Source organism: Amycolatopsis echigonensis, assembly GCF_002846615.1.
GTDB lineage: Bacteria > Actinomycetota > Actinomycetes > Mycobacteriales > Pseudonocardiaceae > Amycolatopsis > Amycolatopsis echigonensis.
Map to the genome: position 1 here is coordinate 7,971,349 of NZ_PJMY01000003.1, position 13,254 is coordinate 7,984,602.

12 protein-coding genes are annotated in these 13,254 nt (G+C 69.1%); 7 read left to right on the forward strand and 5 right to left on the reverse strand.

The genetic code is table 11. The annotated features are described in order from the left end of the window. Positions 1-553: 553 nt before the first annotated feature. Both ATK30_RS42650 and ATK30_RS42655 read right to left on the reverse strand, forming a co-directional pair. Positions 554-1,132: a dihydrofolate reductase family protein gene (locus ATK30_RS42650; RefSeq protein ID WP_101440334.1), complete on the reverse strand. Its 579-nt coding sequence runs from the start codon at positions 1,130-1,132 to the stop codon at positions 554-556. 142 nt (positions 1,133-1,274) lie between these two features. Next, positions 1,275-1,574: a hypothetical protein gene (locus ATK30_RS42655; protein WP_101440335.1), complete on the reverse strand. Its 300-nt coding sequence runs from the start codon at positions 1,572-1,574 to the stop codon at positions 1,275-1,277. Between the two features lie 667 nt (positions 1,575-2,241). Between ATK30_RS42655 and ATK30_RS42660 the strand changes: the two genes are divergently transcribed. Beyond that, positions 2,242-5,001 carry an alkaline phosphatase family protein gene (locus ATK30_RS42660; RefSeq protein WP_341867386.1) on the forward strand — a complete coding sequence of 920 codons (2,760 nt, stop codon included), beginning with the start codon at positions 2,242-2,244 and terminating at the stop codon, positions 4,999-5,001. A 221-nt stretch (positions 5,002-5,222) separates the two neighbouring features. Here ATK30_RS42660 and ATK30_RS42665 read toward each other — a convergent pair whose 3' ends face one another. Both ATK30_RS42665 and ATK30_RS42670 read right to left on the reverse strand, forming a co-directional pair. Next, the gene (locus ATK30_RS42665; protein ID WP_101440337.1) at positions 5,223-5,630 is read right to left on the reverse strand and encodes a YbjQ family protein; all 408 of its coding nucleotides are present in this window, start codon (positions 5,628-5,630) and stop codon (positions 5,223-5,225) included. 11 nt (positions 5,631-5,641) lie between these two features. Then, positions 5,642-6,037 carry a hypothetical protein gene (locus ATK30_RS42670; protein WP_208637576.1) on the reverse strand — a complete coding sequence of 132 codons (396 nt, stop codon included), beginning with the start codon at positions 6,035-6,037 and terminating at the stop codon, positions 5,642-5,644. A gap of 733 nt (positions 6,038-6,770) precedes the next feature. Between ATK30_RS42670 and ATK30_RS42675 the strand changes: the two genes are divergently transcribed. Both ATK30_RS42675 and ATK30_RS42680 read left to right on the forward strand, forming a co-directional pair. Beyond that, a complete protein-coding gene (locus ATK30_RS42675; RefSeq protein WP_244194894.1) occupies positions 6,771-8,297 on the forward strand; it encodes a radical SAM protein in 1,527 nt (508 codons plus the stop codon). After that, positions 8,294-9,148: a methyltransferase domain-containing protein gene (locus ATK30_RS42680; RefSeq protein ID WP_101440338.1), complete on the forward strand. Its 855-nt coding sequence runs from the start codon at positions 8,294-8,296 to the stop codon at positions 9,146-9,148. Before ATK30_RS42675 ends, ATK30_RS42680 begins: the two co-directional genes overlap by 4 nt. Positions 9,149-9,370: 222 nt before the next feature. On the opposite strand, the gene ATK30_RS42690 is transcribed toward ATK30_RS42680, so the two are convergent. Further along, a complete protein-coding gene (locus ATK30_RS42690) occupies positions 9,371-9,718 on the reverse strand; it encodes a DUF427 domain-containing protein (RefSeq protein ID WP_101440339.1) in 348 nt (115 codons plus the stop codon). Positions 9,719-9,855: 137 nt separating this feature from the next. On the opposite strand from ATK30_RS42690, the gene ATK30_RS42695 reads away from it, so the two are divergent. The 4 genes from ATK30_RS42695 to ATK30_RS42710 all read left to right on the forward strand — a co-directional run bounded on the left by ATK30_RS42695 (position 9,856) and on the right by ATK30_RS42710 (position 13,194). After that, a complete protein-coding gene (locus tag ATK30_RS42695) occupies positions 9,856-10,593 on the forward strand; it encodes a Crp/Fnr family transcriptional regulator (RefSeq protein ID WP_101440340.1) in 738 nt (245 codons plus the stop codon). Between the two features lie 247 nt (positions 10,594-10,840). Then, complete coding sequence (gene nrtS / locus ATK30_RS42700; protein ID WP_101440341.1) at positions 10,841-11,890, forward strand: nitrate/nitrite transporter NrtS; 1,050 nt, start codon at positions 10,841-10,843, stop codon at positions 11,888-11,890. A 12-nt stretch (positions 11,891-11,902) separates the two neighbouring features. Then, complete coding sequence (locus ATK30_RS42705; protein ID WP_101440342.1) at positions 11,903-12,454, forward strand: carboxymuconolactone decarboxylase family protein; 552 nt, start codon at positions 11,903-11,905, stop codon at positions 12,452-12,454. Continuing rightward, a complete protein-coding gene (locus ATK30_RS42710; RefSeq protein ID WP_183122643.1) occupies positions 12,451-13,194 on the forward strand; it encodes a CDP-alcohol phosphatidyltransferase family protein in 744 nt (247 codons plus the stop codon). The genes ATK30_RS42705 and ATK30_RS42710 overlap by 4 nt, the downstream gene beginning before the upstream one ends. The last annotated feature ends 60 nt before the right edge of the window (positions 13,195-13,254 follow it).

A 13,254-nucleotide genomic window follows, 5' to 3' on the forward strand; every position in this document is an offset into this window, starting at 1 on the left:
GCGGACTCGATCACGCGCACGCCCCGGCGGCGCCACTGTCAAGACGCCGCCCGCACTGTGCCGGTTGCCGGGCGGCGTTGCCCCGGCCGAGGAAGCGCAGTGGATAACTTTGCGGAGCTCGGAAGCGCAGCAGGATGGGCATAGTCGTGCACCCGGCGGCAAGGAAAATCCCGGGCTGGCGTTGAACGCCAGCCCGGGTTTTCTTTGTGTTGCGTGATGCGGGGCCGGAGGAGGGTTCCGGATCTTTGCGGGGTTTCTGGCACCGCTGCTGGCTCGCCACGGGTGCCGAAGCACGCAACACGATGGCTCCCCGCGGCACCCGCTGGAATCCGGCGGTGAGTGCTCCGGGGCGTGCGGTGGGCGACCAGCAGGGGGCTGGTCTCGATCCCGCTGGACACCGCCACGTCGAGCCCCCGCCCGAGCTGGAAAGGGTGCTGAACAGGCTGGGCCAATCCGGCTTTATCCTTCGCCACGCCCGTGTTCGCGCCCTTCCACCTCCGGCATAAGGCGTCGGCGGCGGCCTCGATCATCTCGTGATACCCGACTCGGCTGTTCAGGCCTCGCGGGCGCGCTCGTAGGTCAGGTGGGCAAGGCCGTTCCCCACGATCTTCGTGCGGATCAGGCGCAAAGGTCGCTTGTCGCTGGTCTCGCCGAACAGGCGCTCGCCCGCGCCGAGCACAACCGGGAAGACGGTCAGGCGCAACTCGTCGACCAGGTCGTGCTCCATCAGGGTGCGCACGAGCGGGCGGCTGGCGTACACGACGATTTCCCCCGGTATCTGTCGCTTGAGCTTCGAAACCTCGCTCACTGCCTCGCCCGACATGACGGTCGCGTTCGTCCATTTGGGCTCTTGGAGCGTCGCGGACACGACGTACTTGGGCAAGCGATTCAACCTGTCCACCCACTCGCCGTTCATCAACGGCGACCGTGCGCCGAAGTACTCGTCGCTCCGCCGGCCCATCAGCAGCGCCTCGGCACCCTCCGCCTCGGCCAGTTCGAGCTCCTCCCACGCCTCCCAGTCCTGGCCCATGAACTGCTGGAACCACCCGCCGTGCCTGAACCCTCCCTCGCCACTCGGGTCCTCGACGACGCCGTCGAGCGTGACGTTCTGGCTGACCACTATCTTTCCCATCTCGGTTCTCCTTGCTTTGCCTGGCGGGTGCTCCGTGCGTTGAGACGTGCGCGACGAGGGAAATTGAGCGACGAATTCCGGACGTGCCGGCGTCATTACAGTCATGCGGGCGAACGGAATAGCCGGTGCGAGACCACGTTGTTCACGACTCAGCGGCTTCCAGCACGGGACCGACCTCGACTCCGCCGCCGACCCGCATCACCGGGCAGTCCTTGGCCAGCGCCAGCGCGGAGTCCATGTCCTCGGCGGACACCACCGAGTAGCCGGCCATCCGGTAGTCACTGCCGCCGACCTCGCCGAGCGAGGCGTACTCGGTCACCGCGTTCCCGACGTCCGCCAGGGCCGATCCCAGCCCGCCGAACCAGGCCCGCCACTCGGCCAGCGTCCCGGCGCCGGGAGCGTAGTCGGAGGGCACGCGGAAGGAGAAAACGTACTTGGCCATGATCTGTGGTCCTGTTCTGTGTCCGCGGCGCGCCCCGGACTGGGACCGCCTCCATCCGGGTAGACGCCACCGCCCGTCAGGATGGGGCGCTGCGATGCGCAGGATGCGGGCCGACGCACCATGTTTTCCTCCATTGCCGCTCCCCAGCCCTCCAGGTATCGGTTCAGGCCCATGCGGGTCAGCGTGGCCAGCGGCTGCTCGGCCAGCCGCACCACGACGTGGCTTCGCCAGCCGACACACTTTCGCGGCAATTCAGACAACGGGGCCGCTTCCGCATTTCAGGCGACAATAAGCATCGAAACAGCGGATTTCGGATCGCCCTGGAGGTTGTGGAGCGCGGTGTTCGCGCACACGAACATGCGTGCGGCTTTCAGATTACGTCGCTGCCGCGTTACCCAAGGTTCGTCTGGCGCGCCCTGCCGATTCCATGCAGCGTGGTTAGGTTCTTCGAGCCGCGCGAATCAGCGAGGCACAACGTACGAAACTGCTCGTAATTCGCGGAGATAGTGATTTCGTCGGCGAGGTCGTCGGGTGAGCGGTAGGTCGTCGACGGTGACAGCGTTCCGGATGATCTGCTCGCCCCGATTGAAGGGATAGGTTCATGCAAGTCACGAGACGGCGTCGAGAAGTCTCGGGAGTGCGCCGGCAAGGCCGCAGTCTCCGCACCGTGGCAGCCGGCGCGGCTGTCGTCGTCGCCGTGGGCACCGGCGTGGCCGCCGCGGCCCCCGCGCCGCTCGGCGGCAACCAGGTCGGCACGCAGTACCGCGACGGGCTGCAGGTTTCCGACAATCAGCTCGTCAACCCGCTCGGCGCCCGGCTGATGACCCCGTTCGGCAAGTTCATGGGCTCGACGGTCAGCCCGGACGGACGGTTCCTCGCGGCGAGCAGCGCCGACAAGTCGGTGGCTCTGCAGGTCTTCGATCTGCACAGCTACCGGCTGATCTGGACGGCGGGCAGCGCATCCGGGGTCAACCAGAAGCTTTCCGACGGCTCCGTCGGACAGGAGGGCCCGACCTTCTCGCCGGACGGCAAGTTCCTCTGGCTTCCCCAGCAGGACGCCGTCACCCGGTTCCCGGTCAACGCCGGCGGCACCCTCGGCGCGCCGACCCGCTTCCCCATCCCCACGTCGGGCACCCACCTCGCCGACAACGACCGCCATACCGCGCCCAACTCCGCGCTGGTCGGCCAGCTCAAGTACGCGCCGGACGGCTCCGCCCTGTACGCGGCGCTCAACGGCCAGAACACGGTCGTGGCGCTTGACCCCGCCACCGGCGCGGTCAAGAAGACCTGGCACGTCGGCACCGCGCCCCGTCAGCTCGCCTTCGCGGGCGGCAAGCTGTACGTGAGCAACGAGGGCGGCCGCCCGGCTCAGCCCGGCGAGACCGCCATGGACTCGTACGGCACGCAGGTGCCCGCGAACGGAGCCACTGGCGCCTCGACGACCGGCACGGTCAGCGTGATCAACCCCGCGGACCCCGCGGCGCCGGTCGGATCGATCGCGGTCGGGCTGCACCCCACCGCGATGTATGCCAAGAACAACGCGCTGTTCGTCGCCAACACCAACAGCGACACCGTCTCGGTCGTCGACACCGCCAAGAACCAGGTCGTGCAGACGATCGACACGAAGCCGTGGCCGTCGTCGAGCGTCGGCTACGAGCCCACTGGCATCGCACTGACCGCCGACGGGCACCTGCTGGTGTCCCTCGGCCGGGCGAACGCCGTCGCGGTCTACCGCTACGACGGCGCGCCCCAGCAGCCGGTGGGCTTCATCGGCCTGCTGCCGACGGACTACTACCCGTCGAACGTGGCGACGGTCGGCGGCCAGATCGTGGTCACCAACACCCGTGGCATCGACGCGCGCGGCCCGGCCCTGACTACCTCCTATCCGGGCACCCTCCCGGCGACCGGACACAGCACGCACAGCACTACCGCGTCGCTGACCCGCTTCGCCCTGCCGAGCGACAAGGACATCTCCGGCAAGTACACCGACGCGGTCTTCGCCCAGAACGGCTGGGGCAAGAAGGACGACCAGCAGGCCAAGGGAGCCAAGGCGGCGGCCGTGCCGGTGCCGGCCCGCGTCGGCGACCCGTCGACGATCAAGCACGTCTTCCTGCTCATCAACGAGAACCGCACCTACGACCAGATCCTCGGCGACATGAAGCAGGGCAACGGCGACCCGACCCTGACGCAGTTCGGCGCCAAGGTCACGCCGAACCAGCACGCCTTGGCCAAGCAGTTCGGCCTCTACGACAACACCTACGACCCCGCGACCAACTCCGCCGAGGGCCACAACTGGCTCACCCAGGGCGACAACCCCGAGTACACCGAGTCCTCGGCCGGTGAATACCAGCGCAGCTACGACACCGAAGAGGACGTCCTCGGCCACCAGCGTTCAGGCTTCCTGTGGACCGGGGTCAAGGACGCGGGCAAGACCGCCCGCAACTACGGCGAGTTCGAGTACATGGAGGGCAGGCCGTCGGGGACCTGGCAGCAGTACTACTGCGCGTCCAGGAGCGTCGAGAAGGGCGGCGACCCCAGCCAGCTGACCTCCCCCGCGCTGAAGGGCAACTACGGCTCGGCGATTCCGTCGCTCAACGCGATCGCCGACCCGCAGTCCCCTCCGTTCGACCTCTCGATCCCGGACATCTACCGGTCCCAGATCTGGAAGCAGGACTTCGAGAAGAACGGTCCGGCCAACCTCAACATGGTGTGGCTGTCCAGCGACCACACCGGCGGGCCGACCACCCCGTCCGCGGGCGTGGCCGACGGCGACCTCGCCATCGGCCAGATCGTCGACACGATCTCGCACAGCAAGTACTGGAAGGACTCGGCCATCTTCGTGGTCGACGACGACAGCCAGAACGGGGCCGACCACGTCGACGGCCACCGCGCTCCGGTCCAGGTGATCAGCCCGTACGCGGTGCACGGCAAGACCGTCAGCACCTACTACTCGCAGATCAACATGGTCCGCACCATCGAGCAGATCCTGGGCGCGCAGCCGCTCAACGAGAAGCTCGCGGCCGCGACGCCGATGTACGACGCCTTCACCAGCAAACCCGACAACACGCCCTACACGGCGGCGCCGAACCAGGTTCCGCTCACCGAAGGCATCGCCACCCAGCCGTCCTGCGGTCCCGACACCACGGGCCAGACCGGCGCCGCGGCGGCCGCGCTGAACAGGTCGGAGGCGCAGAAGACCGCGGTGCCGGCGAACATGCAAGCCACCGCCGCCGCCTGGCAGGCCTGGCTCGCCGGCCAGCACACCACCGGCAACGGTGCGGTTCCGGATTACTCGAACCCGGAGCAGATGAACCGCTACACCTGGTACCAGACGCACCAATGGGCAACGCCCTACCCCGGTGACCCGAAGATCTACGCCCCGAACGACGTTCCGGGCGCGGTTCTTCCCGGCGCGGACCCCAACTGACGAGTTCGCGGCAACAATTCGACGCAGCACATCACGACGGCCCGCCGGATCTCCGGCGGGCCGTCCTGCTTTTCGTCGGCCCCGAGGGCGAGAGCTCACGGGTCCGGCACGCGGGAACGCCCCGTCATGAAGCACGGCCTGCTGCCCCTCGGCATCAACGCCGAACACTCTCACCGAGACGCGGGCAACCACCGGGCCAGCGCGTACTTTGAGCAGCTGCCTCACCGCAGCTCGCGTGCTCGCGTGGCGCGCCGCCCGCCGATCATGCTGGCGATCCCGGCGCCGAACGCGAGGATCAGCCCGGCGGACATCACGACGTTGCCCGTGACCGTGCCAGGGTTCGAGGAGACGAGGTTCGGGGTCAGCTGCCCGGAGAGGCCGCCGACGCCGACGATCCAGAACGCGATGAACACGCCGAACACCGAATGCCACCACCAGCGGGCGGTGGCCAGCATCAGCAGCCCGGCCAGCACGATGAACAGGATGCCGGGCGGGAACGCGAGCCCGAAGAACCCTTGGGCCTCGGAGAACTTCGCCGGGTCGGCGGCCCACTGCACCAGCAGCCCGACGATGCCTGCGAGCAGCCCGGTGAAAGCGAGCAGGGTGTTGCGGTTGAGACGGCGGAACATGGCGGACTCCTTCATACAGAGGGTTGGCGGGACGAGCGCGCGGTGACGACTGCGGCCACCGCACACACCGCGGCGACGGCGAAGCCGGCCATCTGCGCCCAGCCGGCAGCGAAAGGCCCGAGCCGGTCGGCGTCGAGCAGCTGGTGCACGAACGCGGGTGAGGAGAGCCCGCCGAAGACGAAGAACACGCTCATGACGGTCGCGGCCAGCGGGGTGAACCGTCCCGGGACGAGTGCGACGAGCAACGCGAACGCCGGGTAGATGAACGGGCCGGGTCCGTCGTAACCGGTGGCCTCGTCCCCGATCGCGGCCACGATCAGCGCCACGCACGTCGCGACGAGAAGCGCCCGATGCCTGCCCTGCGCACGGCCGAGCGCGGTACGGGCCATCCGGATCTGTTCAGCCACGGGATTGTCCTCCTCGCCGCGGGAAACTGGCTCGGCTGCCAGTGTCGGCGAGCGGCCCGTACACAGGCATCGGGCGGGAAGCGACACTTTGGCGGCCCGGTCTACGTCACCGGACGTACCCGCGATGTCGGCGCACCGTTGACCGACCCGGATATCCAGACCACGCGAATGTGTTCCATCGGCTGGCGATGCGGGGAAATCGAGCGACGTGGGCACGATTCCGCGCGCCCCTGGGACAGATCATGGAGACCCTGCCCGCTCGGAACCCCCGCAGCCCAACTGAACCGCAGCGACTGCTCTCGTCCTGCTTCAATTCCGCGGGGAATACCGGCGTGCCAGGAAGCGAACCTTCGGTCGCGAGCATCGGGCCACCGCGTCGGGCAACTGTCCCATGTGGACATCATGAGATGCCCCGCCATACATCCTCATTCCGTGAGGTGCCGGTACTTTCTGCCGTCACGCCGGGAGCAACGCCGGAGGTCACGGCGGACCGGAAGGGCTGATGTCTCAGGGGTGCCGACACACTTGCCCGGCTTGGGTCCGGTGCACTACCGCCGTCCGCACAGTGTCGGCGTGCTGACATTTGTGCTGCGGCGATCGGCCTTGGCTGATGGGCTGATGCCCGCACCCTGAGCACGGACCTGGACCGAGGAGCGGCTGGTGGCGGAGCGGAAGCGGGATCGCGACGAGGTGTTCGTCGAGTACACCAAGAGCATCTGCCCGGTGTGCAAGGGTGGTGCTCGACGCGCACGTCAACATCCGGCAGGACAAGGTCTATCTGCGCAAACGCTGCAAGGAACACGGCGAATTCGAGGCGCTGGTCTACGGCGACGCTCAGGCGTACCTGTCCTCGGCCCGGTTCAACAAGCCCGGCACGATCCCGCTGACCTTCCAGACCGAAGTCAAGGACGGCTGCCCGTCGGACTGCGGCCTGTGCCCGGAGCACAAACAGCACGCCTGCCTCGGGATCATCGAGGTCAACACGAACTGCAACCTGGACTGCCCGATCTGCTTCGCCGATTCCGGCCACCAGCCCGACGGTTACGCGATCACCCTGGAGCAGTGCGAGCGGATGCTGGACGTGTTCGTCGCGTCGGAAGGCGAGGCGGAAGTAGTGATGTTCTCCGGCGGGGAACCCACTATCCACAAACACATCCTCGACTTCATCGACCTCGCCCAAGCGAAGCCGATCCGCAACGTCACCCTCAACACCAACGGCATCCGCCTCGCCACCGACAAGCGACTCGTGACCGCGCTCGGGGAGCGCAACGGCCGGAACGGGAAGTCGATCAACATCTACCTGCAGTTCGACGGCTTCGACGAGCGCACGCACCGGGAGATCCGCGGCAAGGATCTCCGCGAGCGCAAGCGGCAGGCGCTGGACAACTGCGCCGAAGCGGGGCTGACCGTCACTCTGGTCGCCGCGGTCGAGCGCGGGCTCAACGAACACGAACTGGGCGACATCGTCGAATTCGGGCTCGCGCATCCGGCGGTGCGGTCGGTGTCGTTCCAGCCGGTCACCCACTCCGGACGGCACGTGGAGTTCGATCCACTGACCCGGCTGACCAACTCCGACGTCATCAACCTGATCGCCGCGCAGCGCCCGGACTGGTTCGGCAAGGAGGACTTCTTCCCGGTGCCGTGCTGCTTCCCGACCTGCCGGTCGATCACCTACCTGCTCTCCGAAGGCACACCGGGCGAACCCGATTTCGGGGTCGTGCCGATCCCGCGGCTGCTCAAGGTCGAGGACTACCTGGACTACGTGTCCAACCGCATCGTGCCCGACTACGCAATCCGGGAGGCGCTGGAGAAACTGTGGAGCGCCTCGGCGTTCATGGGCACTGACACCACCGAAGAGCGGCTACGGCAGACCGCCGAAGCCCTCGACTGCGCCGACGCGTGCGGGGTCAACCTGCCCGAAGCCTTGGCCAACCTCACCGACCGGGCGTTCATGATCGTGGTGCAGGACTTCCAGGACCCCTACACCCTCAACGTCAAACAGCTGATGAAGTGCTGCGTCGAGGAGATCACCCCGGACGGGCGGTTGATCCCCTTCTGCGCCTACAACTCCGTCGGCTACCGGGAACAGGTACGCGGACAGATGTCCGGGGTGAAGGTCGCCGACGTCGTGCCCAACTCGGCAGAACTCCAGCCGTTGCTGGCCGATTCGCCCTACGGTTCCAAAATCGCGGCAGGCAACGGGCACCGGCCGAGCGCCCCGGACACCACCAACGTCGGTCGGCGGGCGGTGCCGGAATGAGCACGCCGGGCGAGATCAAGCTCTGTTGCGCCGCCTCCTACGAGCTCGACGCCGTGGCCCTGGTGCTGGGCGAGTCCTACCACCCCGGCGGGTTCGCCCTGACCCGTCGGCTGGCCGATCAGGTGCGGCTGAGCAGCGGCGAGCGGGTCGCCGACATCGCCAGCGGCCCCGGTGCCACCGCACGGCTGCTCGCGACCGAGTACGACGTCTCGGTCGACGGAGTCGACCTTGGACAGTCCACAGTGGAAGCCGCTACGGCAGCGGCGGGCGAGGCAGGGCTGGCTGCCAAGGTGCGGTTCCACCTCGGCGACGCCGAGCGAATCCCGTTGCCGGACAGCACTTTCGACGCGGTGGTGTGCGAGTGCGCGTTCTGCACCTTCCCCGACAAGGCCACCGCCGCGGCAGAGTTCGCACGAATCCTTCGACCGGGCGGACGGGTCGGCATCACCGACGTGACCGTTGCCGCGGGCGGACTGCCCGGGGAGCTGACGACAGTGGCGGCGTGGGTCGCCTGCATCGCCGACGCCCGCCCGCTCGCGGACTACGCGGCGATCCTGGAACGGGCCGGGCTGCGTATGGTGCACACCGAGCGCCACGACACCGCGATCGCGCGGATGATCGACGAGATCGACGCCCGGCTGCGGCTCCTGCGGATGACCGCGTCCGCCCGACTGGCCGAATCCAGGATCGATGTCGAGGCCGTCCTGCGCTACACGGCGCTGGCCCGGCAGGCCGTCGCCGACGAGCTCATCGGATACGCCCTGCTCGTCGCCGAAAAGCCTGGACAACGCGCTCCCCAGTTAAGGGTCCCGATAGGCCAGGCGGCGGTGACCACGGCCGGGACCAGGTGATAGCTGGCCGTCGGGTTGGCGGTGGCGAGGGCGAACCAGCCGACGGCTGCCAGAAGGGTGACCACCAGGCCCGCATGCCACGGACCGGCGGCGCAGCCCCGGCGTCCTCCCAGATGTTGACCTTGCGGACGGGCAGGCCGATCCGCTCCAGGTCGCCGAGCAGCCGCGAACAGTACGGGCAACCGGGCCGCCAGTACACGGTGGCACCGGTGTCGTTCCCGGTCACGGCGTTGGCGTGCGACCGAACAGACGGCTCCAGAAGCTGCCGCCGGGACGCGGTTCGGGTTCGCCCTCGATCCGCACCGCGGGGTAGAACGCGACGTGGTTCTTGATCCGCCGGGCCAGCGGGCTGGGATGCGGGTAGTACCACGCCACGTCCAGCTCGCTGCCCCGGTCGGAGGTGAGGTTGTAGTAGCTCGCCAGGCCCTTCCACGGGCAGAGCGTCTTGGTCCGGCTCTTGGCGAAGTACTCGGTGTGCACCGAATCCGGCGGGAAGTAGTGGTTTCCTTCGACGCGGACCGTGCGCGGCGCCTCGGCCAGCACGATCCCGTTCCACACGGCACTCAACATGCCTCCATACCACCACCCCTGCGGGAGCCCGGCAGCCGAAGTGTCAGCACGCTGACAGGACGGAAACTCTGTCAGGTCGCTGACACTCCACGGTGATCGGACAGGCATTCCCGGCGGAACACTGTCACGCTGGCCGTATGGCGTTGTCGAAGCTGCCCGCCGCGGCGATGGAGCAGACGATGCGGTTGCTGGGCACCGGTCCCGCCGCCGACATGGCGATCCGGCAGGCTGCGTGGGTAGCCCGCTGCGTCGGCCGCGGCGAGGCCGCTCCCCTGGGCCGCGCCGACGTGGACGCGCTCGCCGCGACGCTCCGGACCCGGACCTACGAGCGCGGCGCGCTCCTCTTCCGCGGCGGCGACGCCGCGGACGGGGTGTGGATCGTGCAGCGCGGCCGCGTCGAGCTGTCGGTGGGTTCCGGACGGCACCGCGCGGTCGTCTACGTGCTGCAGCCCGGGGACGTCGACGGCGACATCCAGCACCTGCTCGACATGCCGCTCACCTACACCGCACGCGCCCTGGACGAGGTCACCGCCCTGTCACTGGACACCGCAGCCTTCGAGAAACTCCTGGCCGAGCACCCGCAGATCGCCCGCCGCTGGCTCTCCAGCGTCGCGCAGCGGCTGGCGACCAGCCAGAGCCGCATCGTCGGGTTGCTCGGCCGGTCGCTGACCGAACAGGTCGCCCGGTTGCTGCTCGACGAAGCCGTCGACGGCGAGGTCCCGCTGCCCCAGCGCACCCTGGCGGCCATGCTCGGCGTGCAGCGGCCGTCCCTGAACAAGATTCTCAAGGAATTCGAGCGCGCCGGCCTGATCGAAGTGCGCTACGCCGCCATCGGCCTGCTCGACCCGGCCAAACTGCTCACCACCGCCGGATAGGAGACGAAACCGCGAGACGCTACGCCACCCGGCCTGCCACCGCGCCATCGAAGACGCCCTCTCGCGGACTGCGGTTCGGTAGTCGTTCGCGCCGCGCTCGAAGACTTCCCCATCGAGATCGCGGTGTCCGGTCACGACCCGCGAGGTGCTGGTCGGTTCACGGTGGTGTCTGCACGCTGACACTTTCCCTGTCAGCAGGACGACGGCTGCGATTAGCTTCCCGGGTCCACGGTTGTGAGGTGACGAGGTGGCGGTCGAGGCATGCCGACACACCGGCTCGCAGGTGTGTCCGCGGTGTTCGTGGACGCGGCCGGGCGAGGCGGCGCTGCTGGTGCTGCGCGGCCGCACTGCGCGCACGGCGTTTCCGGTGGCGCTCGTGGTCGGCACGGTGCTGTCGCTGGTCAATCAGGGCTCGACGATCCTCGCCGGCACGGCAACCGCGAGCACGTGGATTCGAGTGGCGGTGAACTACACGGTGCCGTTTATCGTGGCCAGCGTAGGCTATCTCGCCGGACGCCGCACCGCAGCGGACGCCACGGCCTGGCCCGGTTACCTGGCCCGCTACCACGACGCCCGGCCCGGCATCACCGAGCTCATCCTGGGGCAGGCCACGGACCGGCAGGCGGAACAGCCCTACTCGTGGCTGCTGGAACCGTTGCCCGGCCGCCACGCGGTGGTCCTCGACCTCGCCTGCGGCTCCGCTCCCACCCGCGAGTTGCTTCCGGACGCGCGCTGGCTCGGCGTCGACTTCTCCGCCGGGGAACTGGCGCTCGCCGTGGCCGCCGGCCGCGGCCCGGTGGTCCGCGGCCGCGCCGAGCAGCTGCCGCTCGGCGACCACAGCGTCGGCGCGGTCTGCGCGGCCATGTGTTTGCCGGTGCTGACCCCGCTCGACGCGGCGCTGGCCGAGATGAAACGCGTGCTGCGGCCCGGCGGGACGCTGGTGGCACTGGTCCCGTCCCGGATGCGGTTCGGGCGCGGGCTGCTCGGCTGGTGGCGGGTGATGCGGTCCCTGGGCATCCGCGCCCAGCCCTGGCCCAACCCCGGCGCCCGCGACGGACTGCCGAGAATCCTGCGTGCGCACGGGTTCATCGTCGACACCAGCGAACGCCGCGTGTTCCGGCGCGAGATCGGCGATGCGCACGCGGCGGCACTGCTCATCGACGGGCTGTACCTTCCGGACATCGCACCCGACCGCGTCGAGGCCGCGCGCGCCGCGCTGGCGTCCTGGGCACGACCGGGCCGCCGACTGCCGTTCCCGCTGCGCCGCGTCGTCGCCCACCTGCCCCTCACGAGCTGAGAGGAGAACCTGTTGTCGTATTTGCCGTCGCTGCCCGCCGAGGCCGTCCTGCTCGACGTGTTCCGGTCCTATCCGGACACCGCAGGACCGTTGCTCGACTATCACGAGGCGCTGCTGCGTGGGCCGTCCCCAGTGAGCGTGGCGGAACGCGAGCTCATCGCCGCCTACGTCTCCGGGCTCAATTCCTGCGGCTATTGCCACGGCGTCCACACGGCCACCGCGGCCGCGTTCGGCGTCCCGGGAAACACGCTCAGCGCACTGCTCGCCGATGTCGCCACCGCGCCGGTCGACGAGCGGCTCAAACCGCTCCTGTCTTACGTCGGGAAGCTCACCCGCACCCCGAGCCGGATGACCGAAGCCGACGCCGCCGCGGTGTTCGCTGCGGGCTGGGACGAGCGTGCCCTGCACGACGCGGTCTCGGTGTGCGCGTTGTTCAACCTCATGAACCGCTTGGTCGACGGGCTCGGCATCACGGCCAGCGCGGACTACTTCACCCGCTCGGCGCGGCGGCTGGCCGACGGCGGATACGCGGGTCTCAAAACAATGCTCGGCGACGACCGGTGACGACCGAGCCGGACAGCCGCGCAGCCACCAATGCGCTCCTGGACGGGTTGCGTCAGGGACGGTGGCGGCCGCGAGCCTGGACCAGATTCCTCCTCGACACCACTCGGCGCTCGATCAGTCAAGCCCGGCTGCGGCCACCTGCGCTGGGCGAGATCACCGTGCTGCACCTCGTCTTCGCTGCGGCCGGTCGGCGGAAGCGTCCTGTGTGGACGGTGGCGAGCTGGGTGCTGGCGGCCACCCACCTGGGCATGCTGGAAGACCGCCGCTCCCTCGGCGCGGCCGACATCGTCACCTTGACCCGCGCCAACCTGCCCGCGATCAGCGACGGGTGGGCCGTCCCCCTCGTTGCGCTCGCCAGCGATCTCGCCGACGGCCGTCTCGCCCGCGGGCTCGGCACCGCATCCCGGTTCGGGGCCGCCGCGGACTCGCTGGCCGACGCGGCCTTCTGGGCCTGGTACGCCCTGCACCACGAACCAAGCATCCGGGTCCGCACCGCCGCGCTGGCGGCCTGGGTGGCTCCGGTCGTCGCGGTCGCCACGGCCAGCTTCGGACGCGGCCGGATGGTGGACACGCCACGGCCCGTCCTCGTCCGGCCGGCCGCGGCGATGCAGGCCGTGCTCACCGCCCGCGCCCTCCTCCGCTGGACGCGTGGCTACCGCAGCAGCAGACAGACTCCCCAGTCCCGGAACCGGTCCGGGCATTCCAGCGGCATACCCGCAATCGGGGAAGATGTGTCGTAGCGCTGGCAATGTCCGGCCAGACCGTCACTCGCGCGTCGCTGACGGACCGCAGACGAGCCG

Coding starts and splice junctions, on each gene's coding strand:
- ATK30_RS42680 (WP_101440338.1), top strand. CDS start 8,294: ATGAGCACGCCGGGCGAGATCAAGCTCTGTTGCGCCGCCTCCTACGAG.
- ATK30_RS42650 (WP_101440334.1), bottom strand. CDS start 1,132: ATGGGAAAGATAGTGGTCAGCCAGAACGTCACGCTCGACGGCGTCGTC.
- ATK30_RS42665 (WP_101440337.1), bottom strand. CDS start 5,630: ATGTTCCGCCGTCTCAACCGCAACACCCTGCTCGCTTTCACCGGGCTG.
- ATK30_RS42690 (WP_101440339.1), bottom strand. CDS start 9,718: ATGTTGAGTGCCGTGTGGAACGGGATCGTGCTGGCCGAGGCGCCGCGC.
- ATK30_RS42695 (WP_101440340.1), top strand. CDS start 9,856: ATGGCGTTGTCGAAGCTGCCCGCCGCGGCGATGGAGCAGACGATGCGG.
- ATK30_RS42655 (WP_101440335.1), bottom strand. CDS start 1,574: ATGGCCAAGTACGTTTTCTCCTTCCGCGTGCCCTCCGACTACGCTCCC.